Origin of the sequence: Vibrio sp. MM46 (assembly GCF_027587135.1) — a bacterium.
GTDB lineage: Bacteria > Pseudomonadota > Gammaproteobacteria > Enterobacterales > Vibrionaceae > Vibrio > Vibrio harveyi.
This window is the reverse complement of record NZ_JAPPTO010000012.1, coordinates 140,299-165,425: the sequence shown is the minus strand read 5'-3', so window position 1 is coordinate 165,425 and position 25,127 is coordinate 140,299. Positions and strand designations below refer to the sequence as shown.

The 25,127-nt window shown below is 44.7% G+C and carries 25 protein-coding genes; 10 read left to right on the top strand and 15 right to left on the bottom strand.

Features of this window, described 5'->3' with window-relative positions:
* Window positions 1-243 precede the first annotated feature (243 nt).
* Complete coding sequence (locus tag OH459_RS15350; protein ID WP_269987578.1) at window positions 244-1,686, top strand: glutathione synthase; 1,443 nt, start codon at window positions 244-246, stop codon at window positions 1,684-1,686.
* 58 nt (window positions 1,687-1,744) lie between these two features.
* Here OH459_RS15350 and OH459_RS15345 read toward each other — a convergent pair whose 3' ends face one another.
* The 5 genes from OH459_RS15345 to OH459_RS15325 form a co-directional block, all read right to left on the bottom strand.
* Window positions 1,745-1,930: a hypothetical protein gene (locus OH459_RS15345; RefSeq protein WP_005451314.1), complete on the bottom strand. Its 186-nt coding sequence runs from the start codon at window positions 1,928-1,930 to the stop codon at window positions 1,745-1,747.
* A 163-nt stretch (window positions 1,931-2,093) separates the two neighbouring features.
* Entirely contained in the window at window positions 2,094-3,185 is a 1,092-nt protein-coding gene (locus tag OH459_RS15340; protein ID WP_005451315.1) for an alkene reductase, read from the bottom strand.
* A gap of 10 nt (window positions 3,186-3,195) precedes the next feature.
* Window positions 3,196-3,825, bottom strand: coding sequence for a GrxB family glutaredoxin (locus OH459_RS15335; protein ID WP_009699218.1), 630 nt, complete (start codon window positions 3,823-3,825; stop codon window positions 3,196-3,198).
* A gap of 79 nt (window positions 3,826-3,904) precedes the next feature.
* Window positions 3,905-5,092, bottom strand: a complete 1,188-nt coding sequence (locus OH459_RS15330) for an MFS transporter (protein ID WP_005451319.1) — start codon at window positions 5,090-5,092, stop codon at window positions 3,905-3,907.
* Window positions 5,093-5,192: 100 nt separating this feature from the next.
* Entirely contained in the window at window positions 5,193-5,861 is a 669-nt protein-coding gene (locus OH459_RS15325) for an SDR family oxidoreductase (RefSeq protein ID WP_269987576.1), read from the bottom strand.
* Window positions 5,862-5,982: 121 nt separating this feature from the next.
* Here OH459_RS15325 and OH459_RS15320 point away from each other — a divergent pair, with 121 nt between their 5' ends.
* Complete coding sequence (locus tag OH459_RS15320) at window positions 5,983-6,900, top strand: LysR family transcriptional regulator (RefSeq protein ID WP_005451321.1); 918 nt, start codon at window positions 5,983-5,985, stop codon at window positions 6,898-6,900.
* 375 nt (window positions 6,901-7,275) lie between these two features.
* Here OH459_RS15320 and OH459_RS15315 read toward each other — a convergent pair whose 3' ends face one another.
* From OH459_RS15315 to OH459_RS15300, 4 genes are all read right to left on the bottom strand, one after another.
* Window positions 7,276-7,581, bottom strand: a complete 306-nt coding sequence (locus OH459_RS15315; RefSeq protein WP_017188647.1) for an NIPSNAP family protein — start codon at window positions 7,579-7,581, stop codon at window positions 7,276-7,278.
* A gap of 313 nt (window positions 7,582-7,894) precedes the next feature.
* Entirely contained in the window at window positions 7,895-8,434 is a 540-nt protein-coding gene (locus OH459_RS15310) for a nucleotidyltransferase family protein (protein WP_009699213.1), read from the bottom strand.
* An 8-nt stretch (window positions 8,435-8,442) separates the two neighbouring features.
* The gene (locus OH459_RS15305; protein ID WP_009697183.1) at window positions 8,443-8,820 is read right to left on the bottom strand and encodes an MmcQ/YjbR family DNA-binding protein; all 378 of its coding nucleotides are present in this window, start codon (window positions 8,818-8,820) and stop codon (window positions 8,443-8,445) included.
* Window positions 8,821-8,905: 85 nt separating this feature from the next.
* On the bottom strand, window positions 8,906-9,799 hold the full coding sequence (locus tag OH459_RS15300) for a LysR family transcriptional regulator (RefSeq protein ID WP_269987571.1): 894 nt from the start codon (window positions 9,797-9,799) through the stop codon (window positions 8,906-8,908).
* Window positions 9,800-9,959: 160 nt separating this feature from the next.
* Here OH459_RS15300 and OH459_RS15295 point away from each other — a divergent pair, with 160 nt between their 5' ends.
* Window positions 9,960-10,829 carry a Vmh family MBL fold metallo-hydrolase gene (locus OH459_RS15295; RefSeq protein ID WP_269987602.1) on the top strand — a complete coding sequence of 290 codons (870 nt, stop codon included), beginning with the start codon at window positions 9,960-9,962 and terminating at the stop codon, window positions 10,827-10,829.
* A 64-nt stretch (window positions 10,830-10,893) separates the two neighbouring features.
* Here OH459_RS15295 and OH459_RS15290 read toward each other — a convergent pair whose 3' ends face one another.
* Window positions 10,894-12,474: a DEAD/DEAH box helicase gene (locus OH459_RS15290; RefSeq protein ID WP_050924321.1), complete on the bottom strand. Its 1,581-nt coding sequence runs from the start codon at window positions 12,472-12,474 to the stop codon at window positions 10,894-10,896.
* Window positions 12,475-13,375: 901 nt separating this feature from the next.
* Between OH459_RS15290 and OH459_RS15285 the strand changes: the two genes are divergently transcribed.
* The 3 genes from OH459_RS15285 to OH459_RS15275 are packed head-to-tail and all read left to right on the top strand — an operon-like array spanning window position 13,376 to window position 17,073.
* Window positions 13,376-14,731 (top strand): diguanylate cyclase domain-containing protein, encoded by a 1,356-nt coding sequence (locus OH459_RS15285; protein WP_152164113.1) that lies wholly within the window; start codon window positions 13,376-13,378, stop codon window positions 14,729-14,731.
* Window positions 14,718-16,034, top strand: coding sequence for a glycosyltransferase family 2 protein (locus tag OH459_RS15280; RefSeq protein ID WP_017819371.1), 1,317 nt, complete (start codon window positions 14,718-14,720; stop codon window positions 16,032-16,034). Before OH459_RS15285 ends, OH459_RS15280 begins: the two co-directional genes overlap by 14 nt.
* Window position 16,035: 1 nt before the next feature.
* On the top strand, window positions 16,036-17,073 hold the full coding sequence (locus tag OH459_RS15275) for an HlyD family secretion protein (RefSeq protein WP_009697177.1): 1,038 nt from the start codon (window positions 16,036-16,038) through the stop codon (window positions 17,071-17,073).
* A gap of 68 nt (window positions 17,074-17,141) precedes the next feature.
* On the opposite strand, the gene OH459_RS15270 is transcribed toward OH459_RS15275, so the two are convergent.
* A complete protein-coding gene (locus OH459_RS15270) occupies window positions 17,142-17,849 on the bottom strand; it encodes a lipoate--protein ligase family protein (RefSeq protein WP_269987566.1) in 708 nt (235 codons plus the stop codon).
* Window positions 17,850-18,090: 241 nt separating this feature from the next.
* On the opposite strand from OH459_RS15270, the gene OH459_RS15265 reads away from it, so the two are divergent.
* Window positions 18,091-18,555 carry a hypothetical protein gene (locus OH459_RS15265; RefSeq protein WP_009697175.1) on the top strand — a complete coding sequence of 155 codons (465 nt, stop codon included), beginning with the start codon at window positions 18,091-18,093 and terminating at the stop codon, window positions 18,553-18,555.
* A 79-nt stretch (window positions 18,556-18,634) separates the two neighbouring features.
* Entirely contained in the window at window positions 18,635-18,961 is a 327-nt protein-coding gene (locus tag OH459_RS15260) for a DUF4156 domain-containing protein (RefSeq protein WP_005451338.1), read from the top strand.
* Between the two features lie 54 nt (window positions 18,962-19,015).
* Here the strand turns inward: OH459_RS15260 and OH459_RS15255 are convergent, their stop codons facing one another.
* A complete protein-coding gene (locus OH459_RS15255) occupies window positions 19,016-20,065 on the bottom strand; it encodes a hypothetical protein (protein ID WP_074051746.1) in 1,050 nt (349 codons plus the stop codon).
* Window positions 20,066-20,503: 438 nt separating this feature from the next.
* Complete coding sequence (locus OH459_RS15250; protein WP_009699691.1) at window positions 20,504-21,652, bottom strand: aminotransferase-like domain-containing protein; 1,149 nt, start codon at window positions 21,650-21,652, stop codon at window positions 20,504-20,506.
* A 124-nt stretch (window positions 21,653-21,776) separates the two neighbouring features.
* On the opposite strand from OH459_RS15250, the gene OH459_RS15245 reads away from it, so the two are divergent.
* Together OH459_RS15245 and OH459_RS15240 are read left to right on the top strand one after the other, a co-directional pair.
* Window positions 21,777-22,646, top strand: coding sequence for an AraC family transcriptional regulator (locus OH459_RS15245; protein WP_009697173.1), 870 nt, complete (start codon window positions 21,777-21,779; stop codon window positions 22,644-22,646).
* Between the two features lie 92 nt (window positions 22,647-22,738).
* Complete coding sequence (locus tag OH459_RS15240; protein ID WP_005451346.1) at window positions 22,739-23,653, top strand: LysR family transcriptional regulator; 915 nt, start codon at window positions 22,739-22,741, stop codon at window positions 23,651-23,653.
* 72 nt (window positions 23,654-23,725) lie between these two features.
* Here OH459_RS15240 and OH459_RS15235 read toward each other — a convergent pair whose 3' ends face one another.
* Together OH459_RS15235 and OH459_RS15230 are read right to left on the bottom strand one after the other, a co-directional pair.
* Window positions 23,726-24,259: a cytochrome b gene (locus OH459_RS15235; RefSeq protein WP_009700145.1), complete on the bottom strand. Its 534-nt coding sequence runs from the start codon at window positions 24,257-24,259 to the stop codon at window positions 23,726-23,728.
* Between the two features lie 156 nt (window positions 24,260-24,415).
* Window positions 24,416-25,063: an HAD family hydrolase gene (locus OH459_RS15230; RefSeq protein WP_017188655.1), complete on the bottom strand. Its 648-nt coding sequence runs from the start codon at window positions 25,061-25,063 to the stop codon at window positions 24,416-24,418.
* Window positions 25,064-25,127: the final 64 nt, after the last annotated feature.

Genomic DNA, 25,127 nt, shown 5'->3' with positions numbered 1-25,127 from the left:
GGATATACTCAAGTGACTTCAAGGTGCAGGATTCAGAGCGTTGTCACTGATTCCCTATTTACCGAAAGCAAGCAAGGAAAACAACGAAGCGGAATAGTTAGCTCTTTCCAATATAAACACAAGGCGGGATATAGCTCGGCGCTTTGTTGAGCAAAAAAACGAAAAATAAATCGAGAAAGTGTGCGTCTTATTGCAACTTCCAGCGTCTTAAGTACATTAGGCGAAAAATTTTGAAGCAAAACCATGAGTACCTCAGACAAACAAACGATCCCACAACAAGTGATTGAAGAAGCTTGTGAGTGGGCAATCATGCACGGCGTGGCATTTCGCCAAGCAGATAACACCGCAAGACACTGTCCTTTTAGCTTTGCGCCAATGACGATAGAGCGTGATGTGTTCGCTCATTTGAAGAAAGTGACGCCGTTGATCGCCAAGCTGATCAGTCACGTGTCTGAGGATTATGAATTCCTGCAAACCTCCTTAGCCGAGCTAGGCAAAGCCGATACTTTCTTTGAGCGTTTGTTGGAGCTGCATAAAGAGGTTCACCATGAAGCAGCACGCCAGCCACTGTTGTTAATGCGAACCGACTTTATGGATGATCGTCAACACGGCGCGAAAGTGATCGAGTTTAATGGTATTGCGGCTGGGATGGCGCCTTTCGGTCAGCGTGCCACAGAGCTGCATCAATTTTTGAGCTCTCAGTGGGGCAGCGTTTACCAACAATGGTTAGAAGATAAAACGGCAACACCAGCCGATAACCAAGGCATGCAGCAACTTGCGCTTGGCATTGCCACTGCCGCGAGAAAAGTCAAAGCGCATTTTAATGAAGAAGGCGCACCGACGTTTCTGATGGTGGTGCAGAAAAACGAAGACAATGTATATGACCAACACTTACTCGAAGTGGAATTGCAGAAGCTTGGCGTTCGCACAGTAAGACGTACCTTTGAGCAGTTAAGTTCACAGCTATCGAGCGGTGACAAGCAACGCCTCTTGCTAGATAACATCGGCGGTCTTGACGTTGTGTACTTGCGCGCAGGTTATCAATATATGGACTACTTCTCGCCAGAGCTAAATGAACCAATCTGTTGCCATACCTTGAGCCAGACTCGTTTGTTCATGGAAAAGCACTACGTAGCGATGAATGCGACCATCAGCCAACAGTTGGCGACCAGTAAATCAATGCAAATGTTGTTAACTATGATGCCGGCAAGTGAGTATCAGCGCTGGGGGATCAATCTTGAAGAAGCCGAGTTAGTCAAAAGCGTATTGGCAGAGATGAAGCCAATTAACACTGATACGATTAAATGGTTTGCTGCTTCTGGTAACAAAGACGAATGGGTATTGAAAAACCAAGGTGAGGGTGGTGGTCATTGTATCTTTGGTGACGATATTGCGAAACAGCTGAGTCGACTGCCGCAAGAGCAATATAGTGCTTGGGCTTTGATGCAGCGTTTGTATCCGCATGAAAGAGAAACACCAACGATTGCAGTGCGTGATGCAAAGCAGAGCGTGGTGACGGACCTTGTGAGTGAAATTGGTTTATTCACGGCGCACTATCAAGGTGAACCTGTAACGCAATTGGATGGCTACGCTGGTTATTTGATTCGCAGTAAACCAGCCAGTGAAAACGAAGGTGGCATCCACAGCGGCAAAGGCATCTTAGATTCTTTAGTGCTGGTGGATTAAAAAGAAACACTCTCCATGAGTAAAGCATGGAGAGTGTTTTTATCTGTGGATTAGTCGGTTACATGTGACCCATACCGTGGAACATCCCACCGAAAAGCGCCCCTAAGATACTGAAAATAATACCTAGGATGATCATCGCAGGAATTGAAGCGATAGCGAACTTGACCATAAAGATCACCATCGACATAAACGGCATTTTAATATCAACAACCGTCACTTCCTGTTTTGTTTTTTCATCAGACACGAGCGTTCTCCTAAATTTGCATTCTGAATATGCAGCCAGTTTATTACACTCAAACTTAAGAAAACGTTGAGCTGTGTTGCGCTTTTCTTTTTATGGGATAGCAACTGATTAATCTGAGAAATACGGCACGCTATGAATCGTTACCAGAAGCGGGTAAAGCCTCTCAACCAAGCGCCGGATAATCTGTATAGCCGTGTTCATTACCACCAAAGAGTGTGGAGCCATCCAGTTCTGCCAGAGGTTGTTGGTGCTGTAAGCGCGCCACCAAGTCTGGGTTAGACACAAACGGGCGTCCAAACGCGACTAAATCCGCATAACCTTTCTCAAGTACCTCGTCAGCACGCTCTTGGGTGTAACTGCCCGCGACGATAATCGTATTGGTGAAGTATTCACGCAGTTCGATGCGGAAGCTTTCTGGAATCACTGGTGCGTCGTCCCAATCCGCTTCAGACAGGTGTAAGTACGCAATATCACGAGCTTGAAGTTGTTTCGATGCATCGAGGATGGTTGGCACAATGTCCGGGCAGTTCATGTCCTTGAAAGTGATGAAAGGTGCGAGTCGTACTCCCACTTTGTTGGCACCAATGGCTTCGCTCACCGCATCGACCACTTCTAATAAAAAGCGAAGTCGGTTTTCGCGAGTACCGCCGTAGTTGTCGGTTCTGTGGTTTGAGTTGGTACGTAGGAATTGGTCAATCAGGTAACCATTACCGCCGTGGATTTCGACGCCATCGAAGCCTGCTTCAATCGCACGTTTCGCTGCATGGGCAAAATCACTTACCACACGGTCAATATCGGCTTGAGTCATCGCTCGTGGCTCTACACAATCGACCATATTGCCGTTGCCTTGCTCGTCGGCAATCCACACTTGGGTTTCTACGGGTTTTAGTGCTGATGGGGCAATAGGCTGTTCGCCTTTTTGGAATGTTGGGTGTGATACACGACCGACATGCCACAACTGACAAAACATAGCTGCGCCTTGCTCTTTTGCTGCTTGAGTGACGGTTTTCCAGCCTGCCACTTGTTCATCAGTGTAGACGCCTGGTGTGAATGAGTAACCCTGCGAATCGTCTGAAATCTGGGTGGCCTCAGAGATGATTAACCCTGCGGTAGCGCGTTGCTTGTAGTAAGTCGCCATCATTTGGTTTGGAATGTTTCCCGGTTGGCTAGTGCGCGCTCGGGTCATTGGAGCCATGGCTACGCGGTTTTGCAGAGTTAGTTGTTTCAGCTGTGTTGGTTCAAATAGCTTGCTCATGATCGATTCCTTACTTAAGTAGTGGTACTTGGGTTTTGTTGCTTACAGATTCCATCCAATCTTTCACAGCGTTGTCCCATTGGATTTCTGCGGCGCTGAAGAACCCGCGCAAAATAGAAAATAGGATCGCTTCGTCTACCAAAGTCACATGCTGATAAGAGTCGAGATTCAACACGCTTTTCGCACGTTCAATGAGCGCTTCGACCTCTTTGGCAATGTTTGGTGTGTCTTGCAGAAGTGCATCAAAATTGAGTGCATCCGTTTCCTTTTTTGCGCGCCAAGCTTGTTGTGCAGACTGAGTGGCAAACTCTGGTAAATCCATGTTTGACCAACGTGGGTAACCCACTTTTTGTAGTGGAAGGAACGCGATTTTTTGCCAATCCAACACCGCTTGCGACGGTTGGCTTGTTTCACTTGATGTTGCCAGTTCAAGGAAGTAAGCGATGATATCGAGACTTTCTGCCATCGCTTCACCGTTGTCTTTGATAAGAAGTGGCACTTGCTTGGTTCCAATCAGGTCTGTTGTGGTTTTGTCGTCGTCATAAGCAATATTGATGACGTCGAGTTGGATATTCAGCATGCCAGCAACGTAGCGGACGCGAGCACTGAATGGGCAATGTTCGTAAATGTAGAGTTTCATAGTATTTTCCTGGTGATTCGTATTGGGTAGCCCCGCTTGCTCGAGAAGCGTTAAGTCAGGGCTACCTGTAGGGATGACATTAATTGTTGAAGCTCGGAGCTAACTCAGCCTGTTTGCTTTCTTTGCGGTTTGCCTTGGCGATGAATAGCAAACCAATCAGTGGAACAATGATGGCTGCGTAAGGGATCATGCTTGCGCCCATTTGGCTATCGAGCACCATGCCGCCTAAGAAACCGCCAAAGGCATTAGCTAAGTTGAACGCCGAGATGTTTGCCGTCGCTGCTAATTCCTGACCTTCACCACCGTGGTTCATTACTCGAAGCTGCATTGCTGGTACGTTGGCGAATGACGCAATACCAAATACAAAGGCGGTGGCAATGAACAGCACTTTGCTGTCTACAGTGATTCCGACCAGTACGAGTGACACAATCATCGCGATAGCCCAGAACATAGATGCTTTTTGTAGGTTTTTATCCGATGAACGACCACCCATAGTGTTACCAACAATCAGACCGACACCAACGATAACCAGAATCCAAGTTACGGCACTTTCACCAAAGCCAGTGATGTGCATGGCGATAGGGGCGATGTAGCCATACAGAGTCATGAACCCCGACCAAGCAAATACGGTGATCGCAAGGCTGATAAGTAGCATTGGGTTTTTGAACGCAGCTAATTGCGCTTTGACATCTTTTGCTTCGCCATGACCGGTGGATTTGATCACTGAAGTGATAAAAAACAGAGCCACTAAACCAAAAGCTGCAACGGTCAAGAAAGTGGTGTGCCAGCCGAATTGCAAGCCAATCCAGGTACCGCCAGGCACACCTAAAACGTTAGCCAGCGTTAAGCCCGCGAACATTTGTCCGACCGCACGACCCGCCATTTTTTCTGAAACCAAATTGGTCGCGACCACGGCACCGATGCCGTAGAAAGGGCCTTGAACTAAACCTGTGATCACTCGGCTGACCATCAATACAAAGTAGTTCGGCGCGAAAGCGGACAACACGTTGCCGAGAATAAACAGCACCATTAGCCCAGCCAGTACGGCTTTCTTGTTAAAGCGTGCTAAGTAAATCGTAAGTAGCGGACCGCCAAATACAATGGCAAGTGCGTAGGCACTGATTAGGTAACCGGCTTGTCCTTCCGTGATGGACAAAGAGTTGGCGACTTGAGGAAGGATTCCTGCAATAACAAATTCTGCGGTACCGATAGCAAAAGCTGCAAGTGTTAAGATCCATACCTGCAGCGGCATTTTTTCTTTATTCATGGGGGAGTCTCTTTTTTTAATTAGTTTTAACCCATTGGTGCCATGCTTTTTTCTTGCTCTGGCACCTTGTTTTTATTTGTTGTTATCCAAACGTGTGTTATTAGCCGAGCAGTGCGCCACCATCGACATCAATCACGGCACCGGTCATATAGGTGTTTTCAATCAGAAGCAGGTAAGCTTTTGCAACGTCACTGGCTTCGCCAACTTTGCCCACTGGTAAGCTATTTTGTGTGCGTTTGTACATGGCATTTCTGTCGTCTTCGTTCATGCCTTGATACGCCTCAGTTTTGGTCAAACCTGGGCTGACTGCATTCACTCTGATCGGAGCCAGTTCTTTCGCCAGTACTTTTGTGGTTGCTTCAATGGCAGCGTTAATCGCGGTTTTTACGTAGGTGTTAGCAACAACTTTGCGCGATAACATGCCGGAAGTTAGCGTTATTGATCCGCCTTTCTTGATGTAGCGTGCTCCATGTTTCGCAGCGTTGATGGCGCCCCAAAATTTGGTATCGAACGCGTATTTTGCTTGGGAAACTTCTACATCCACCACTTTGCCTGCCGGAGCATAAGAACCTGCTGTGACGATCAGGTGGTCAAAAGCACCAATGGTTTCGAAGTAGTGGTAAACCGACTGTTCATCGCTGATGTCTAACCCTGTCTTGCGGCTTGCTACGTGGACAACCGCATTGTCGCTCGCAAGTTGTTGGCTAAGTTCAGCGCCAATACCTGATGTGCCACCCAGTACGACATAAATGGTTTTTTCTCTTGTCATGATTTGTTTCTCCAATCTCGTTTCGATGGAGTCAGTATATTGATTGGAATAAATTTGATAATTGAGTAATATTTGAATTGATTATTCAGCCCAGATGAATAATGAAGTTTAAGGAGGGAATGTGGACAAGTTTTCGGATATGACGCTGTTTGTCAGCATAGTGAAGAACCAAGGGTTGGCGGCGGCTGGCAGAGAGCTCGGCTTATCGCCAGCAACAGTAACGGCAAGATTGCAGTCGCTGGAAGATCGCTATGGGGTGAAATTACTTAATCGCAGTACAAGGCATATCTCACTGACGGACTCTGGCGCTATGTACCATCAGGCATGCTTGGAAATCATCGACAGCGTCAAAGAGACGGAGAACTTACTCCAAACTGGCACCAAAGAAGTGCGCGGCACACTTAAAATCTCGGCTCCTCGTGATATTGGAAAGCAATACATTTCGCCAATACTGTCGGAATTTAGTCAGCTCTATCCCGATGTGATCCCTTATCTGTATTTGAACGATAACTTATCCAACTTAGCTGAGTCCGGTTTGGACATCGTTATCCGATATGGGGAGCTAGCCGACAGCAACCTTATCTCTCGCAAACTGGCGTCCAGTCGCCGAGTGCTTTGTGCTTCTCCTCAGTATTTGGCAAAGAAAGGCACGCCGATCACGCCACAAGATTTAGCACATCACGATTGTTTAGCCATGGTTCGCAGCAATGAAGAGTTGAAAACATGGCACTTTCAAGATGAAGAGCAGCACAATGTTGTTACTGTCGTACCGAAGCGTTTTTCTGATGATGGCGAAGTGATTCGTCAGTGGGCGTTAGATGGCGCGGGTATTGCGTTGAAATCGATTCTTGATGTACAAGAGGACATCAAACAGCAGCGTTTAGTGACGGTGTTAAATGGCTATATGAAGAACTTCAACGCATCGACCTCTTCTGCAGGTGCGGATTTGAACGTGATTTACCTGAGCCGCCAGTATCAACCCAAGCGACTTCGTTTGTTTTTGGACTTCTTGATTGAGCGTTTTCACACTCAATTTTAATGAGGCGAACGTTTCGATGTGTCGCATGGAAAGGCTGCATCATACTGAGGTTAGAGATTAGGGTCTGTTGACCTTTTGTGATGATTTTTGTAGCAATTTGTAGGTGTTTTATACAAGGCAGAGGCTTTGATATGTAGCTATTCTACCTGATAAGCCGATAACGCAGTAGAAAGCACCTACAAACGCTGCCCAAAGGGTTCGGCTAAAAGCGTTTTACTCTTTGTTGAGTCAATTTTACTTAGAACCACTAGGTTTAAATCGACTCGCCGCGATTAAAACGCTTTTATCTCGAACAAAATTTAACCACGAAAGATAAACAGACCCTAGTAACACAGCGCTTTTAAGAATATTGGCATCAAGCGCGGTGTGGCTGAGTTAGCTAAAAACAGGTCTGAAGAAGCTGCGTTCGTAACTCAATACACAGTCGGTCTCTTCCGCGAACTTAAAGGCTTGGATGCACTCTTCATCGTTGAGCGACTTTTCTCGGTATTCCTCATACGCCGCGAGGCTTGGGAATGTAAATAATGCCAGTGCAATATTGTTAGCACCTTCAGATGGAAGATAGTAGCCGTTGTGTTGTCCGCCAAATTTCTCTACTAACGGAATCCACATTTTTGCGTACTCTTCAAACTCTTTGGTTTTTTTTGCATCAATGACATAACGAACATAGCAAGTGATCATAAAGATAAAGTTCTTTTTATTTGGTTTATACCCAAGTAACCTCGAGATGCTAGGTTCAGCGAGAATGACTTGGTTTGTAGACGCGGCGGCGATTTAAAGGTCTAGTGGGTCTAAATCAAGAATCGACAACAAAGTATACAAACCAAGACAACTCGCCCTTTGGGAGCGTGTCATTGACTCGACTTCTGCGTCATACAACTTGGAAAGAGCTGGCTATTACGCTGCGTTGTTTTCCTTGACCTCGAATCAATGACTACGCTCTGAATCCTGCATCTTGAAGTCACTTGGGTATATATATCCGAGAACCTTGAGGTTACTTGAGTACAAGTTTTAGGTTTGGCCAAATGGTTAGCCAATTTTTCTGAGTTAATCGCTGTCGAAATAAAACTAATGGTCGTTCTGGATTCCAAGTCAGGTAACCTCTAAACAAAGACTCAAATCCGAACGCTGAAATGCACTCTATCTGGTTCTTTTCGTTCAATCTGGCAGCAACCGCCGTCTCTTTTTCTGGCCAGTAACTCATCGCATCCAAGGTACTTTGGTATGGCTTATCACCATTCTTTAGGTGCATGTTTGCTTGATTACGCACTTGCCAGTTGAACTCTGGCATCATTGCAGTTAACTGAGCTTCATAAATCAACGCCGCCTTGTCATCTATTTCATTTGGGTCGAAGTAGACAATATCAAGGTCATTGAGTGGGGTTGGCTGCGGTTTGTGATGAAGATGGTCCCAAACTAGATTTCGTACGAAGCCTGCAGCAACGTAGCAATCTGGTAAAGCCAGTGAGCGAGCACATTCCATTGCTTTCATACGTTCATGATCGGCGAGCAATAATTGAACAAGATCTTCCATGTTCACCCTTAAGATTTGGCTGGTGGCAGCTCAATGCCCAATTCATCGCGTTTTCGCTTACTCAAGCCAAGTGCAACTAATCGATAAGATTCTGATAAATAGTACTTTAGCTCTTCGTCTAGGCGTCCGGAGGTTTCCGTTTGTTGAATCCACTTCATACCTCGGTTAGCGAAATAAGGGGCAGGAATATAGCCTTCATAATCACTTAAAAAATCGAAGTTTAAAGGGGAAGTCTTAAATGTAAATGCAGGCTGCTTGTCTTTACTCCAGCCACCAATAGCAAATACCTTTCCACCGACTTTCCATACGTGCGCATCACCCCATTGAACAACATGAGAAGTAGCAGCGAATGAGCCACAGAATTGATTAAATTCATCGTATGTCATGATGACGTCTCAACCTATCTTAGTCACGGATTTCGCTAGACTAACACAGGTTGAGAGTAAGGTTAGGACGTTTGCGGAAAAGTGCTCACCAGCGCTTGGATTCCGACATGCTAATGGAGAGATGGTCGATAAAGGCTCTTAATAACGGTGTGACTTGTTTACGTGTGCCATAGATGGCATGAACGCCTAACGTTTTTGGGTGCCATTCTGGTAACAGCTGAATCAACTTACCCTCAGTGAGCAAATCCTTCACGGTTGGGAAAGGCTGTAAGCTGATTCCGTTACCATTTAAAGCGGCAGCAAGCAGTACTTCTGGGGTATTCGCGCTGATATTGCCTTTGATGGAGACTGATTCATCACCGTTTGGTCCAGAGAATATCCACTCGGAACGACCAAAATAGCTAAAGGAAAGACAATTGTGGTGTCCTAGGTCTTGGGCGTTTAACGGTGCGCCTTTTTGTTCGATATATTTGGGAGATGCACATATCACCGAGCGGCATTCACCTAATTGCTTTGCTACGACATTAGCAGGCAACTCATTGGTGATGCGTATGGCAAGATCAATGCGTGATTCCACGAGGTTTATGGTTTCATCTGTCGACACAATATCAATCGCCACATCTGGCCATTGTTCAACAAAGCTTGTGATTGCATCAATGAGGAAGCTACTCACAATGGAATAGCTTGCGGTAATACGCAATTGACCTTTTAGATTCACTCGATTTTGGTTTCGGATTCCGCTTAGGGATTCTTCAAGTGCAAGTAGCTCTCGTGCAATCTCAAGCGTCTCTTTCCCTGCACTGGTTAAGCTGAGGCTTCGAGTTGTGCGGTGGAGTAAACGAGTATCCATCCACTTTTCGAGCTCACCTAAATAACGTGTCACTTTAGTTCGCGAAAGATCGAGATGCTCAGCGGCAGCACTTAAGCTTCCTCGCTCTACGATCGTGACAAAGACGTTCATTGCCTCAAGTCTGTCCATTCTGTTGCTTCACCTTAAGAAAATCGCCGTCACAGTATATGTCCGGATTTCGCAACAGTGAAAGTTAAATTGCTGTCTATTTCATCTAAAACCAATCAAATAAGATGACCTCAACACTAAACGAGCCGCATGAGTTGGTTCTCTAATACGGAATAAGATGATGAATAAGCGTTCAATTACTCTACTGATTACAACACTAGCGGCATCGAACTATGTGTCGGCTGCGGACTTAACGATTACCCACTACAACCCCGGTGAAAATGCGATCTTTCCTGCAAGCTCTGTGCTTGTTTCTGGTGAAAAAGAGCTGATGTTGTTTGACGCACAATTTAGCGTCAAAGACGGAAAAAAATTGGTGGAACAGATTAAAAACAGTGGCAAAGAGCTGTCGATGATTTACATCAGCAGCGGTGACCCAGACTATTATTTTGGCTTAGAGCCTATTGTTGCTGCATTCCCTGATGTAAAAGTGGTTGCGAGCGAAGCGGTTGTTAAACATATCGAACGAACAAAAGACGCGAAACTGGCGTACTGGGGACCTATTTTGGAAGAGGGGGCACCATCAAAAATTGTTGTCCCTACTGTACTCAATGACACCACTCTGACGCTTGAAGGTAAGCACATTGAAGTAAAAGAAATCAATACTCATGATGCTTACCTTTGGGTGCCTGCGGAGAAAACGGTATTTGGTGGTGTATCGGTTTACAGTGGTGTTCATGTTTGGATGGCGGACACTCAGTCGAAACAAGAGCGTGCTCAATGGTCTCAATCGTTGGAGCGCATGAAAGCACTGAAACCAAAAACCGTGATTCCGGGACACTACCTTGGTGATATGCCGAAAGGTGTGGAAGGTGTTCAATTCACCATAAACTACATCGCAGACATCGAGCAGACGTTAGAAAAGTCAAGCAAGCCATCATCAAGCGAGATTTCGGCAGCGATGAAGGCTAAGTACCCACAGTTTGCTGCGACAGAAGGCGATCTTGAACTGGGCGCGAAAGTGCTAAGTGGTGAAATGGAATGGCATTAATCTAAGCTTGCTATTCGCCATACTGCCCAAAAAACAGCCCCTCATTGTGAGGGGCTGTTTTTTATTATTTTGCTGCTTGTGGACGTGGCTTGCGACGTTGTCCTGATGGCTTGTTGCCTGACGGTTTGCCGTTTGAAGGTTTTGCACCCGCAGGTTTACCGCTGTTAGGCTTGCGGTTTCCTGATGGTTTACCACCGTTACCATTTTTATTTGCGCCTGATTTGTTCGTATTAGGCTGTTTGGTATTCGGCTTGTTACCGCTTGGCTTGTCGTTTGTGCGAGCTTGACCATCACGGTTGCCTTTTGGCTTACCAGCGCCGCCTTTGCCTGATTTGTTTTCGCCCTTGCCATTTTTGTTGTCGCTGTTGAAACGACGCTTTGGTTTGTTGTTACCGCCGTTGTTTTTCTTCTCAGCTGTTTGACCGTTTTCACCTTCTGCTTTTGGCTTCTTAGGCTTTTTCGGTTTCTTTGGCTTGATAGGGCGAGTATCAAGCTTCGACTCTGGCAATACGTTAGTTGGTGCGTAGCCTTCCAGTTCTTTACGAGGCAGCAGTTGTTGAATTAAACGTTCAATCGCAAACAACTCGGATGCTTCAAGTGCGCACACTAGAGAAATCGCTTTACCTACTTCACCAGCACGACCGGTACGACCGATACGGTGAACGTAGTCTTCAGCTACTTTTGGTAGCTCAAAGTTAACCACTTGAGGAAGCTGAGGAATGTCGATACCGCGCGCAGCGATGTCTGTTGCGACTAATACGCGAACTTCGCCAGATTTAAAGTCAGCCAGAGCTTTAGTACGTGCGCCTTGGCTCTTATTGCCGTGAATTGCAGCTGCTGTAATCTTTTGGTCGATTAGGAACTTGGCTAAGCGGTTCGCGCCATGCTTGGTTTTGGTAAATACCAATACTTGTTTCCAATCGCCATCTTTGATCAGCTTGACCAGCATTGGTGCTTTCTTCTTCACGTCTGCTGGGTAGATGCATTGTTCTACGGTGCGTGCTGTCGAGTTTGCTGGGTTAACTGAAATCTCAACAGGGTTGTTGACCAGACCTTTCGCAAGCTCACGGATTTCGTTTGAGAATGTCGCAGAGAACAATAGGTTTTGACGTTGCTTCGGTAGCAATTCAAGAATCTTGCGAATGTCGCGAATGAAACCCATGTCAAGCATGCGGTCTGCTTCGTCCAGTACTAGCATTTCTAGTTGGTCGAACTTCACTGCATTTTGGTTGTATAGGTCCATTAGGCGGCCTGGTGTTGCAACCAATACGTCTGCACCTTTACGCAGGCGAAGCATTTGTGGGTTGATCTTCACACCACCAAATACCACTGCACTCGTTAGAGGTAGGTGACGGCTGTACATGAATACGTTTTCTTGTACCTGGGCAGCAAGCTCACGAGTTGGTGTCAGCACCAATGCGCGGATGTGGTTGCCGCGTACGCGTGGACCGTTTGACAGACGTTCAAGAATTGGCAGCGTAAAGCCCGCCGTTTTACCTGTACCAGTCTGTGCTGCTGCCATTACGTCTTTCCCTTCCAAAACAGCAGGAATTGCTTGAGCCTGAATCGGCGAAGGGGTGTCGTAGCCTTTTTCCTGAATAGCCTTAAGGATTGGAGCAGATAGACCTAACGAGGTAAAACCCATATGTATGATTCTCAATTGTCGAGTTTGATAACAAGGCGTCGATTTTATGCGCGACGCGAAAAGTGCGACATTCTGAGGCTTTTGGGCGTTAGCTTCAACTATTTCCGTCATGGATAAATGTTTGAGGTAGATCTCATTTCGAAATTGAGTGAGCTAATCAAGCGATTTGAGCGTTGAAGAAGAGCTCTCATACCTTTGGCATTTTTGGTAGTGATGATAGAGGAGGGAGGCTTAACAACACATTTCATAGATATGAATACTGTTGCTAAATGTAATTGTTGCTTATTAATTTAAAGGTGTCTTTTTTATTTTATAATATTTGGTTATGCAAATTAAATTATCTTTCTATTTATAAAGCAAAAATATAGCAAACGATAAAACGACGCTTTGTAATTGAAAATTAAGAATTAATCTAATTGATTTCATGTGTGTAAAGTGAAGATGAAAAAATAGAAATAATCGTCTTAACAATGAGACCAATTGCTGTGCTTAAATGCTGAACGCCGAGACGGCTATTAAAATAAATAGATATAGTGGTAATAAGAGCGATCATAAACCACATAGATAAATGATATTCAGCTTGCTTAATAAAGGTTCCTTAATGTTCTCGTTTCTTCGTATTAATTTAAAATATATATCCTCATTTCTTTATTATAAGTTCAACGTTATTCTTTCTGTCAATTAATTGACTGCTTCGGCGTGCCAGCGTGAAAGTACCGCTATGTAACGCCCTGATTTGAAAATTATATAAATTCACTGCTGTTTACCTGACCACGTCATTTAGCGGTTCGGGTTCAAGGCATTTTTTGCGTTCCTGTCGATTAAATTATTCAAAAAAGATCTGTAAAGGTTCTATATTTTTAATTAGTAGGTCGTTCTAATATTTGTGTGAGTAATAATCATGTTAATTGAGAATGAAAAGTTCTATTGGCTCGGGGATAAACCAACTGAATACGAACTTGAAAATGTAGAGTATATCAATGACGTAGAGGCACTGCCTGCTGGTATGGGAGGTATGTTTTGTGTAAACGCTTCGGAACCAAAGCAACTTGAAGGAATACTTAAAGCTTTTTACCAACAGCAAGAGCGATGGAGTTGGGCTGTCTACACCACGATTGAAACACCATATTCTCGATGTGTTACTGATGGCGCTTTTGATTTAACGACGTCCTATAAAGCATGGCAAAGCTCGCGAAGCCGCCTTGAATCGGTACCTCAGGTGACGTCGTTAGATCCGCTGATTGGCTGGCTTGGTATAAATAGAAACCGCAGATTAACGGCGATGAAAAGCCTTGAATCATCTTCAATTTATACGTATCCACTGATAGAAGCGTTTTACCCTGACATTTACTCAACCTATCGCTACGTGTTGTCCGAGAAAGCTCGAGATATTTTAGAAAGTGAACAACTGATGGATCGTATTCGTGTCTGTACGCATTGCAACAGCGGTCACTTGAATTACGTTGAAGTTTGCCCTCAATGTAGCAGTATCGACATTGAGTCTCAGAGTTCGCTCCACTGCTTTACTTGTGGTCACGTTGGTGAGCAGCAGTCATTTCAACGCCGCGGTAAGTTGGAATGCCCAAAGTGTTTAACGCAACTAAGACACATTGGTGTGGACTACGACCGCCCTCTAGAGAATCACGTTTGCAATCAGTGCTCTAATCTTTTTGTTGAAGCAGCAACGATGAGCCAATGCTTGAGTTGTGATGAGAAGATGAAGGTTGATGATCTCGTTGTGCGCAAGCTGTACCAATACCGTTTAGGTGAAGCAGGAGAATACATATTCCAGCACGGAAAGTCCTCTCAAGCTCCTGAGCTCTCAATCAAAGGTAAGGTTGAGAACAGTTTCTTCCAGAACTTACTCGCGTGGCTAAATAAAGTCGCTATGCGCCACAAAGAGCATCACCTACTTTTGGGGTTACACCTTCCATCTTTAGATGAGTACGGAAAGCAGCACGGTGACGCCAAGCTTTTCTCCTTGATGGATCAACTGACTAAGCGTCTTAGTGAGATATTCAGAGATACGGATATCTGCTGCCAATTTAAGCAAGATGTGTTGCTGGTGCTCATGCCGAATACCGAAACGTCTAGCTTATCGGTATTGCAGAACAAACTCTCGGTACTGGGAAGCCAAATTGAAGATGAAGAGTTTGAACTCAATGTCTTCTCATGGGCACTTCCTCAAGCAAGTATTGAAGATGGCGTAGCGGTATGGTTAGAAACACTGGTTGGTGATATTTATGCTGCAAGATAGTCTTGTTCTGCTTGATTATCTTCGCGGGATGCTGCTGCACAATGAAGAGCTGTGGCTACTGCTATTCCCGGTCATGATTATTATCGAACTGCCCTTGTACCTGTTGGTATTAACGGGCATTTTTCGATGGTCGTATGATCAGGAAGACGTTGAGTTGACGCAGTTTCCATCGATCAGTTTTGTCATCACTTGTTATGGCGAAGGGGATGCGATTGGAATCACCATCGACACTTTAGTTGAACAAGTGTATCCGGGTCACATAGAAATTCTCGCCGTCGTAGATGGCGCGGTACAGAACCAAGATACTTACCAAGCGGCGTTGAACGGAGAACTACGTCACGCTGGCGTCCGCAATCGCAAAGTACGGGTTATTCCAAAGTGGCAACGTGGCGGTCGAGTGTCGACTCTTAATGCTGGTTTATCTGTTGCTCAGGGCGAGATTGTGATTAACGTCGATGGTGATACCTCCTTTGATAACGACATGGTGTTTACCATGATGAAACAATTTACATCGAAAGATGTGATTGCAAGCGGAGGCGCGTTACGGGTTAGAAATCATGACGCCAATATTCTGACAAAAATGCAGTCCTTAGAATACATGTTGTCCATGCAAGCAGGCAAAACTGGGATGGCAAAATGGGGCGTATTAAATAATATTTCAGGTGCGTTTGGGGCTTTTAGAAAAAACTTACTCAAACAAGTGGGTGGCTGGGATACGCATACTGCAGAAGATTTGGATCTAACCATGCGTTTAAAACAATATAAGCGACGCTATCCAAACAATAAATTAGCTTTTGCCACACATGCGATTGGTCATACCGATGTTCCAGATACCTTAAAAGGGCTAGTTATGCAGCGTTTAAGGTGGGATGGCGATTTGCTTTTTCTATTTTTGCGTAAGCACAATGAAGGATTATCACCATCTCTTCTGGGGTGGGGTAATTTTCTATTTACTCTCGCTTATGGTGTGGTTCAAAACGTCTTATTACCTTTGTTAGTTGTTATTTTTACCGTGTATATGCTTATAGCGTATCCGCTTAAATTTGTTTTAGCGTTAATGCTGTTGCTGTACTTAACGTATTTATTTCTCTCTTTAATTATATTTATTGTTTATATCGGGCTGGTGTCTGAGAGAAGAAAAGAAGACTTAAAATTTACGAAATGGCTATTTCTATACCCCGTTTATCAGTTTTTCATGCGTCTAATAACGGCGTTTTCGATGGTGAATGAGGTAGTAAGACGCAGTCACGAAGAATCTAGCATGGCACCTTGGTGGGTATTGAAACGAGGCAAAAAGTTTTAGTATGAAAGTTAACTTTCACTTAGATAAAAAGAACAAGCCACAATCTGAGAGTGGCATGAAAGTCGCCTACGGCCAGGCGAAGCGTGGTGGTTATCGACTTCGTTGGTATCTGATTTTGGCAATTGTCATTAGCCCACTGTTATTTATGGCTTATTACTTGTTTAAGACGCAGATTCTAGTGACTGCGCCCGGTATCGTGACCTCTTATCCATTAACGATAACGGCGACTCAAGCCGCAATTGTTGGACCGATTCCGGCGAATGTTGGAGACGAGGTAGGCAAGGGGCAGTCTTTAATTCTATTGGCAGATAGTGCGTTAAACAAAGAAGTCGAGTTTTTACAAAAAGAGTTGGTTTCGTTGTCCAATAACAAGGTTCAAAGTACTGATGAGTTGTACCAGCAAGCGATAGCCAGTACCAAAACAAGCCTCGCTAAGGTGCAACAAATTCAGCAAAAGTACGACCAATTTAGAAAGAAAGGTCAGGTGTCAGAAGTGGATTACGCTGCGGTAGTTAACGTGAGCAATGCCATTGATAGCCAATTGAGCGACCAAGAAATAGCTTACATCAATGCCAAACGTGATAGAGAGCAATTGGCATTGGCGGGGCCGGTTGCACAGCAGTATCGAGCGTTAATGCAAGAGCTTGTCGTAAAGCGTGCCCAACAAGAGAGCTTGACGTTTAGAGCACCGTTTAGTGGTCGAGTTTTGGATATTCATGTTCATGAAGGTCAGCGCGTTACAGAGAATGCACCATTATTGACGGTAGCTCAGAACGTAACACCGGACATTACCGCATTTTTAAATCCTAAGTATCTGGATTACAGCCAAAAAGGAACCAAAGCGAAGGTCATCTTCCCTGACGGTAAAAAGTTATCTGCGACAGTTTCAAGGCCGGTTGAAGTGGTTAACAAGCTACCCCAAGAGCTGCAAAGCCCATTTGAGGGTCAACCAGCGTACCTGAAAGTCACATTATCTTTTGACGAACCCGTAGAGCAAACGAGATGGATTGAGGGCGTTGAAGTGGAAGTTCGTTTTTAACTTAATGAGTTTAATAAATGATAAAAGGGAGCAAATGCTCCCTTTTTTGATGAATATCGCGAATAGACTCAACGCTTCGCGTGATCCAAAAACGCTTGAGTCAGCGTTTGAAACAACGTATCAACACTTAGTTTTTGTTCTATATGGTCGAATAGGGGAGTATGAACGTCGCCACGAATATCATCGTTATGCCCGCAAAGGCGATTACATAGCTTTACTGGTTCAACGATTTTTTCTACGTCAGCATCTATGAGAATACAGGCTTGAGAGAGCACTACTTGTCCTCCGCCTTTTTTCAGTAAGACACGTTGTGCTGTCCCAACCACTTTTTTCCCATCAATATTTAAGTTGTATTCGCCATCACAATAGGAGTTTGGCGTAGCGTGCACATCAACTTTGACACCTAACTGTTTAAAAAACACGGCGAGTACGGAACATAAGTCGAGATACGCTTTTTTAATGTTGTAAGGTTGACCTTCAGGCCAGTGGTAGATATGAGAGAGGTTTATGATCCCCGGAACCTGTGGAACTGGTGCACCGCCGGTTTTACGTGAAAACAGCCTCCAACCTGAGTCTGCTAGATCTTGTGCTAGTTGCTCTGAAATTGTCCACTTCTTACCTGCTGGAAGCACTAGCGTAGGGCTTTTGACTTGCCACAACAGTAATACTTGAGAAAGTTGACCAGATTGAACAAGCTTGATTAACTCGTTTTCTTTGCTGAATACGTCCGCTACTTCTTTAGATTGGTAACGGATCAGTTTGTTTTTCGAAGTCAAATTCAGTCCCTCTTGCCGCTTACTCCTCTGTTTTACTCTAATTTGGTCAAAAAGCAAATCGCCTAGTTATTTATGTTTTCTATTAAATTATTAACTAAAACATAAACTTAATAAAAATCCATTTAATTAAGCTAAATTTTAATGATTTTATTTCAATCGCAAGTGTTGCGTATACAATGATTGTTGTGTAATCTTTTTTTTTGTGCCGTGAGTCCCAACAACATGAAAAGAGAATATCGCTATGAAAAAGACACTCAGCTTTGCTCATCGAATCACCTCTATTAGTGCATACCTGCTCATCATGAGCTTTTTCACCAGTACAGTCGCGGTTGAGTTGTTTGGTGATCATCACGCAATTTTGGCGGTTAAAACTTATATCTCGTACGCGATTTGGGCAGTTGTCCCTCTTATGGCAGCAGCCGGCATAACCGGGTCAAAGATGGCTCCGAATGTGAAAAAAGGACCTCTAGCGGCAAAGAAAAAGCGTATGCCTTTCGTTGCGATGAACGGCATCTTGATTTTGGTTCCGGCGGCGATTTATTTGCAGCATTTAGCCGCAAGTAATCAGTTTGATACGACCTTCTATATTGTTCAGTTGGTTGAGTTGCTTGCTGGTTTCACGAACCTAACATTGATGACGCTGAACATTCGCGATGCGCGTGCATTAAAGATGCCTAAGAAAGCTCCTAAACGAGCGGTTATGTAAAGCATAAAAATAATTTGTTGGTCATTGTCTAAACGATAAATAGAATCCGCAGACGATTTAATTCTAAGGCGATGAAATTATGAAAAAGTTAATGACTGGTGCAGCATTAGCAGCGTTATTAACTGGCTGTGTGACGTTCCCAACACAAGAATCTGAACAAGTAAAAGTGATTTGGGATGACGCAAACGCAATCGCGAACTGCCAACATTTAGGTACAGTGATCGGTTCAGAAGGTCACTTCTATGACTACTGGTTGCATGCGGACAAAGATATGGTTTGGGGAACGCTGAACCAAATGCGTATCAAAGCTGCTGAACTGGGGGGTGACACTCTTTATTTGTACCAACCGCTTGGTTTTTCGAGCTCAGTGACAATGTTCGCTAACGCGTATAAATGCCAGAACTAATAAAAGCAGACCTGAGGTCTGCTTTTGTTTTTGTGTAATCGTCAATTTTGCTATCTAATTCAAGCCCGCCGTTGCCATGGCGACCGCATCAGTAAATGACACCGAGAATGCTTCGTCGGTATTCAACACTTTCGCAGGAAATTCTAGGCTAAGCTTCATTTCGGATGCGACTTCCGACTCGATACTGGTAATGAAAGTGCGTGTTTCTCCCGGAGCAATCACCAGATCAGTTCCACTTTCTGGACCGAGTTCAGCGATTCCCACGGTTGTTAGACCATTTCCCTCGCTGTCCACTAAGCTCAATAAGGATTCTGATTTGTAGATAAGTTCACCTTTGTCTGTTTGGTATGCTCTAAACGTATTGAAGTTTGGTTGTAGTTCACCATCAGCGGATAGGTTAGTCACAGAGAAGGTCACATTGGAGCCATCGAACTTTTCAACTTTAACCAAAACATTTGGGTCTTGATAGCGAGCTGCCGCTGCGGCTGCCGCTAACTCTTGCTGTCTTTCTTTCTCACGTTCTACTTCTTCTTGGCGCGCCTTTTCTTCTGCGAGCTTCGCTTCTTCTTCAGCAATACGTTTTTCTGCCATCGTATAAGACTTATCGACCATTGTTAGTAGAGCTGGTATTGAAAATGCAGTTAACCCCTCTAAATGGTCAAAATCGATTTTTGCATGCGTAGTGAGTTGGTTGGTTGAGAACTGGCAGTGCCCGTCAATAAGGCTCACAAACGCTACTTCAAAAGTCCCTTGAAGCTTACTCACTTCTACGCCTGCTTTTTCGATGTTTTCTCGTACTTGCTTGATTTCTTCTAATGACTGCTTGGATAACGGTCCATTTGGTGAAACATTGTTAGAGACAGAGACAAGCTCTTCGGTCACAAACGGATTATTTTTTGCTGGGACAACAGTAGTGATTAGATTTGATTTGGTGATGTCTTCACCCAGCAATATCGTCATTTTCTGAGAAGCGGCGGTCTTGTTACCCGCTAGTACGTCGCTACAGTTTGGTGAATTGCCCGCATGCGCTGTTTGTATGGCTGCGAGAGAAAGCATGGCGGACAAGCCCGTGACGACGAGTCCTTTCGATGGTCGATTGTTCATCCTGATAAACCCCTCTGTAATATGATGCGCTAAGCCGACGTGTATAAGACCAATCGCGGATTGGTATAGCGACATTCAGAATGGTTGTAATTGCGTCCTCACCACGTTCATCTTCACAAGACGACATTGCTGATGGTGTCAGCTCGACTTTCGATGGTGATAAGCCATCACGATCAAAAGTGTTTGAATTCGCAGATGATGCTGCAAGGGCGATGTCTTTTTTCTGAAAGATAGACGTAACTTTTCCAAGCTTCAAATACGTGATCGAGATCTATTTTTTGCGATAGTGCGAGGATCAAGCGAAAACAGACACTTAAGCTAGAGAGTTGATTTTGAGAGAAAAAAAATAAATTTTTTAGGGAACTTTTTATACTGCTGCCTTTGGGACTTAATTCGCATCCCAAAGGCAGGTGATTGGATTCTAAAGGGGAATTCGGATTACAGCGCCTTCAGTACATCAGCTAAACGGGTTACGGCAACTCTGAGTTCATCAGGTGTTGCGTTGGTGAAGTTCAAGCGAAGCGCTGCTTTTACTTCTGAACCTTCTGGGTAGAACACTGGGCTCGGTACGACAGCTACACCGTTCGCAAGCAATGACTTCGCTAGCTCAAACGTATCGCACTCTGGAATCTCCACCCATACGAACATACCGCCATCAACCGGTTTCAATACACAACTTGTCGGAAGCTGTTTTTCTAATTCTGCATACATCACGTCGTAGCGCGATTTGTATAGCTCACAAATAGTAGAGATGTGGGTTGCAAAGTTATCGTGCTGCAATAGGCCGTGCAACAGAGCTTGCATAGGCACGCTAGAATGCAGGTCTGCACCCTGTTTGATTTTAATCAGTGGCTCTAGGTAGCTGGTTTTACCCGTTACAACACCGATTCGTAAACCCGGAGAAGCGATCTTAGAGAAAGAACGCAACACGATAGAGTTTTGTGGGCAGAAGTCAGATACCAAAGGCAGAGCTTCACCAGAGAAGCGTAACTCGCGGTATGGTGCATCTTCAATGAAAGCCACGTTGTATTGAATACAAAGCTCCGCAACCTTTTGGCGTGTTTCCAGTGCCCAGCAAACACCTGTTGGGTTATGGAAATCTGGCACGGCGTAGAACATCTTTGGTTGTTGCTTAGCAAAGCATTGCTCCAGCTCATCAAGATTTGGACCAAATTCTGTTTGAGAAACGGTAACGATGTTTGCTTGAACCAAACCAAACACCTGCATGGCACCCAAGTAACTTGGCGCTTCCATCACGACTTTGTCACCTGGATTCACGTAAGCACGTGCGATCAAATCCAAACCTTGTTGGGAGCCAGTAGTGATCATCGCAGTGTGTGTTTCAGGCAGTTTGAAGTAACCGTTTAGGAAGTTTAGTAGTGGTCCATAGCCTGCCGTTGAACCGTATTGGAAAACTTCAGGCATGTTTGCCAAGTTCTCTAATGTTGGCTTCATCAGCTCGATAGGAAAGGTTTTTTCATCTGGCAAACCACCAGCAAGTGAGATGACGTTTTTATCGCTAGCGGCAGCGAGGATCTCTCGAATGTACGATGACTTTACTTGTTGCAGTGACTGTGCGATTTCCATGTGTTGTGTTTCTCGTATTTTTTAATTTTATGTGAAAGATAGTACATGGGATTTGCTAACTAAGGTGTGTCCATTTATGCTGTTAAACATGTCCATTTATGCTATTTAAGTAAAGCGATAAGCTATGAGCCAGCAACAGGTTTCCAGAATCAATGACGTGCTGTTCTATATTCATCAAGACATCAGTAGAGAATTATCCGCCAAAGAGCTAGCTGATGTAGCGGCGTATTCTGAACAGCACTTCCACCGTATATTTAAAGATGTAGTAGGTGAGTCTATTCATCAATACATACGTCGTACGCGAATGGAATACGCAGCAAATCAGTTGATGTTTGATACTAAATCGTCGGTATTGGAAATTGCTAATAAGTGTGGTTTCAGCTCAGTGTCGTCTTTTAGTCGTGCTTTTAAAGCGACGTTTGAATTGTCTCCAGGAGCATGGCGTAAGCATGACCTTCATGTGGCAGAAAAGCCGTATTTGAAGGATCCGGAAGTGGCAGCAGGGTATCATCGAGTCGCAAAGCGCACTCTACCAGAGCCAAAGATTATTGAAGTTCCACAACGCTTTGCTGCGTACGTTCGCCATGAAGGTTACAACCGTTCGATTCGTAATGCGTGGCTGGTGCTGAAAGCGTGGGCGAACTCTGAGCAGCGTGATTTCTCTACTCAATATGGTTTGCACCATTCCAACCCTGCTTGGGTAGAGCTGGATAAGTGTCGCTATGTCGCGTGCATGGCGATTGATAAACCGCTTAAATACCGTGGTGTGGTGAATCAAATGACCATTCCAGGTGGCTTACACGCGGTGTTCCGATTAACAGGCGTCTATGGTGAGCTTTTGCCGCAAATCAGCATGGTATTGGAAAAGTGGTTACCTAACTCTGGTTTTAAGCAACGTTCGACACCTGCTTATGTGCACTATCATAAAAACCATTTTCTTAATCACGAAGAAGTCTTCGAGTTAGATTTCTATTTACCTATCAGTTTCTTCTAAAAGTCTTTGCTTCAAATTGAATGCTTTACTATTGTGTGGGAAGAAAATAGCCATTAATAACCTCAGACTTTATAGAATAAGTTGAAAATAAAATGAACATAGAACATCTAAAACTTTTCGTTCGTTTAGCATCGACCCACAATATCAGTATGGCGGGACAAGAGCTGGGATTATCTCCTGCGGTTGCTAGTGCCCATATTAATAAATTGGAAGAAGGTTTGGGCGTGCGCCTTGTACATCGAACCACGCGCAAGGTTTCGTTAACAGAAGAGGGGCAGGCATTCTTACCTCATGCTGAGGAAGTGTTGGCAACGGTTGAAGCGGCACGAGGTGCTGTAGGTGTTGGTCACAAGGCGCCAACAGGGACGTTACGAGTCACCGCATCTGCATCTTTTGGGCGCTTGCATTTAGTGCCAGCACTTAAAGGGTTTATGGCAAAGTACCCAGAGCTGACCATTGATTTTCGCTTCTCCGATTCGATTATCGACATGGTGGAAGGTGGCTTCGATGTTGCTGTTCGCCTTGCCGAGCTGAAAGACTCGTCTCTAGTGGCACGCAAACTTGCTCCAGATCGTCGTATTGTTGTCGCGTCACCGGAGTATTTGGCGCAGCATGGCACACCTCAATCGCCAGAAGAGCTTGTAAATCATGAATGTGTGACTTTGGCTGGTTTGGAGAACTGGGTATTTGAAACCCCAGAAGGGCAGTACTCGATGCGCGCTTCTGGCAGCTTTAGAACCGATAATGGTGATGCAATGCGTGATGCTTGCATTGATGGGCTTGGGGTTTCAATTAACTCGATTTGGAGCGTATACAAACAGCTACAAAAAGGTGAGTTAGTCGAAATATTACAAGACTATCCATTAGTGATGAATGCGAGTATCTGGGCGGTCTACCCGAGCTCTCGCCTGATCGCCCCTAAAGTTCGAGCGTTTATTGACTATTTCGCGGAGTATTACGGTCAACCGCCTTATTGGGAGCTTGAACTGGCAGAACAGCAAAAGTAGCCTGAATAATATTCAATGGAAACGCCACTTAATTCGCATTAAGTGGCGTTTTTTCTTATAAAATTAAGAAGATTAGCTGCGACCAAGCATACGTGAGATGGTGCCATCCTTATCGATCACTTGGTGTTTGATAGCGCCAGCAACGTGCAAAACAAACACTAAGATGAGCACTTCTACCGCAGAGTGATGAATCGTTGAGCCAAGCTCTTGCAGCCAAGGTGTTTCTGCGCCTTCTGCGATGATCACCCACCCGAAAATATCAACAGCTCGACCACCGCCAGCACTCATAGCAATACCAGAGATAGGCATTGCTAAGGTGGCTAACAGTAGAATACCGTGGACTGCCTTGGCTGCTTTGTCTTGCCATGCTGGCATCTCAGAGGCTGGTGGTAGAGCGCCTTCTTTTAAGCGCCACACTAGACGAGCAAGAGCGATAACTAAAAGGATAGCGCCTAGCGATTTATGAATCCCGTACCATTCGAATTTTACTGGGCTGCGTGGTAAATCCACCATGTATAAACCAAGTGCGAACACACCAATAAAAGCGAGTCCAGTTACCCAGTGCAAAGCGATAGTTTGCCAAGTTAAAGGCGTTTTGTTGAGCATAAGATAATCCTCTTTTTCTTTGTGGTTATGCGAACGATTATCCATTAATGTTGTGAATAGAACTACACATGTCAGTGTAAAGTTGGGTAAATTTTGTTCATAAAAAACGCTCCGAAAGTTGGAGCGTTTTGCGTTAATTCAATGAGCAAAAATTGCTTAGCCTTGCTTTAACTCAGCGAGAGCGTGGTGCAGTGAAGGAACGATCGCATGACCAAATCCACGCACTTCTTCACAAGGTTCAACGAGGTCTGGGATTTGGAAAGTTACCATGTTGGCAGCAACAGCAGCACGAACGCCATTATTTGAATCTTCAAAGGCGAGACATTTGGTTGGTTCTATGTCTAAACGACTTGCCGCAAGCAAATAAATTTCTGGATCGGGTTTACCGTGTGAAACTTCACAGCCGGTAGTTAAGTTGTCGAAATACTGGCTCAAACCTGCCAATTCCAACTTCTTTTTCGCCACTTCTTTTGCTGTAGAAGTGGCAACAGCAATGGGTAACCCTTGCTCTTTCAACCATTCAAGTAGCTCAATCACTCCTTCTTTGACCGGAATGGCTTGGTGTTTAACTACCGCATCGTATCGGTCGCGCCACTCTTTGTGTAAGCGGTCAAGATCATCCCCATAAGCTTTGCGGAAAATTACTTCAATGCCGGCTGCATTGCGACCAATGATTGAAAGGTAAACGTCTTTATAGAATGGGAGGTTTTGTGCTTCACACGCTTCTTGGAAAATGCGCATGCACACACGTTCCGTATCGAGGAGTAAACCATCCATGTCAAAAATAGCAGCTTGAAAATTCATTACGTTATGACTTGTCGATTGAGATGGCGCATTTTGACATAAGCGAAAACGATTTTCTTGTGGA

Coding starts and splice junctions, on each gene's coding strand:
- OH459_RS15350 (WP_269987578.1), top strand. CDS start 244: ATGAGTACCTCAGACAAACAAACGATCCCACAACAAGTGATTGAAGAA.
- OH459_RS15340 (WP_005451315.1), bottom strand. CDS start 3,185: ATGAGCAAGCTATTTGAACCAACACAGCTGAAACAACTAACTCTGCAA.
- OH459_RS15335 (WP_009699218.1), bottom strand. CDS start 3,825: ATGAAACTCTACATTTACGAACATTGCCCATTCAGTGCTCGCGTCCGC.
- OH459_RS15330 (WP_005451319.1), bottom strand. CDS start 5,092: ATGAATAAAGAAAAAATGCCGCTGCAGGTATGGATCTTAACACTTGCA.
- OH459_RS15325 (WP_269987576.1), bottom strand. CDS start 5,861: ATGACAAGAGAAAAAACCATTTATGTCGTACTGGGTGGCACATCAGGT.
- OH459_RS15315 (WP_017188647.1), bottom strand. CDS start 7,581: ATGATCACTTGCTATGTTCGTTATGTCATTGATGCAAAAAAAACCAAA.
- OH459_RS15310 (WP_009699213.1), bottom strand. CDS start 8,434: ATGGAAGATCTTGTTCAATTATTGCTCGCCGATCATGAACGTATGAAA.
- OH459_RS15305 (WP_009697183.1), bottom strand. CDS start 8,820: ATGACATACGATGAATTTAATCAATTCTGTGGCTCATTCGCTGCTACT.
- OH459_RS15300 (WP_269987571.1), bottom strand. CDS start 9,799: ATGGACAGACTTGAGGCAATGAACGTCTTTGTCACGATCGTAGAGCGA.
- OH459_RS15295 (WP_269987602.1), top strand. CDS start 9,960: ATGAATAAGCGTTCAATTACTCTACTGATTACAACACTAGCGGCATCG.
- OH459_RS15290 (WP_050924321.1), bottom strand. CDS start 12,474: ATGGGTTTTACCTCGTTAGGTCTATCTGCTCCAATCCTTAAGGCTATT.
- OH459_RS15285 (WP_152164113.1), top strand. CDS start 13,376: ATGTTAATTGAGAATGAAAAGTTCTATTGGCTCGGGGATAAACCAACT.
- OH459_RS15280 (WP_017819371.1), top strand. CDS start 14,718: ATGCTGCAAGATAGTCTTGTTCTGCTTGATTATCTTCGCGGGATGCTG.
- OH459_RS15275 (WP_009697177.1), top strand. CDS start 16,036: ATGAAAGTTAACTTTCACTTAGATAAAAAGAACAAGCCACAATCTGAG.
- OH459_RS15265 (WP_009697175.1), top strand. CDS start 18,091: ATGAAAAAGACACTCAGCTTTGCTCATCGAATCACCTCTATTAGTGCA.
- OH459_RS15260 (WP_005451338.1), top strand. CDS start 18,635: ATGAAAAAGTTAATGACTGGTGCAGCATTAGCAGCGTTATTAACTGGC.
- OH459_RS15255 (WP_074051746.1), bottom strand. CDS start 20,065: ATGAACAATCGACCATCGAAAGGACTCGTCGTCACGGGCTTGTCCGCC.
- OH459_RS15250 (WP_009699691.1), bottom strand. CDS start 21,652: ATGGAAATCGCACAGTCACTGCAACAAGTAAAGTCATCGTACATTCGA.
- OH459_RS15245 (WP_009697173.1), top strand. CDS start 21,777: ATGAGCCAGCAACAGGTTTCCAGAATCAATGACGTGCTGTTCTATATT.
- OH459_RS15240 (WP_005451346.1), top strand. CDS start 22,739: ATGAACATAGAACATCTAAAACTTTTCGTTCGTTTAGCATCGACCCAC.
- OH459_RS15235 (WP_009700145.1), bottom strand. CDS start 24,259: ATGCTCAACAAAACGCCTTTAACTTGGCAAACTATCGCTTTGCACTGG.
- OH459_RS15230 (WP_017188655.1), bottom strand. CDS start 25,063: ATGAATTTTCAAGCTGCTATTTTTGACATGGATGGTTTACTCCTCGAT.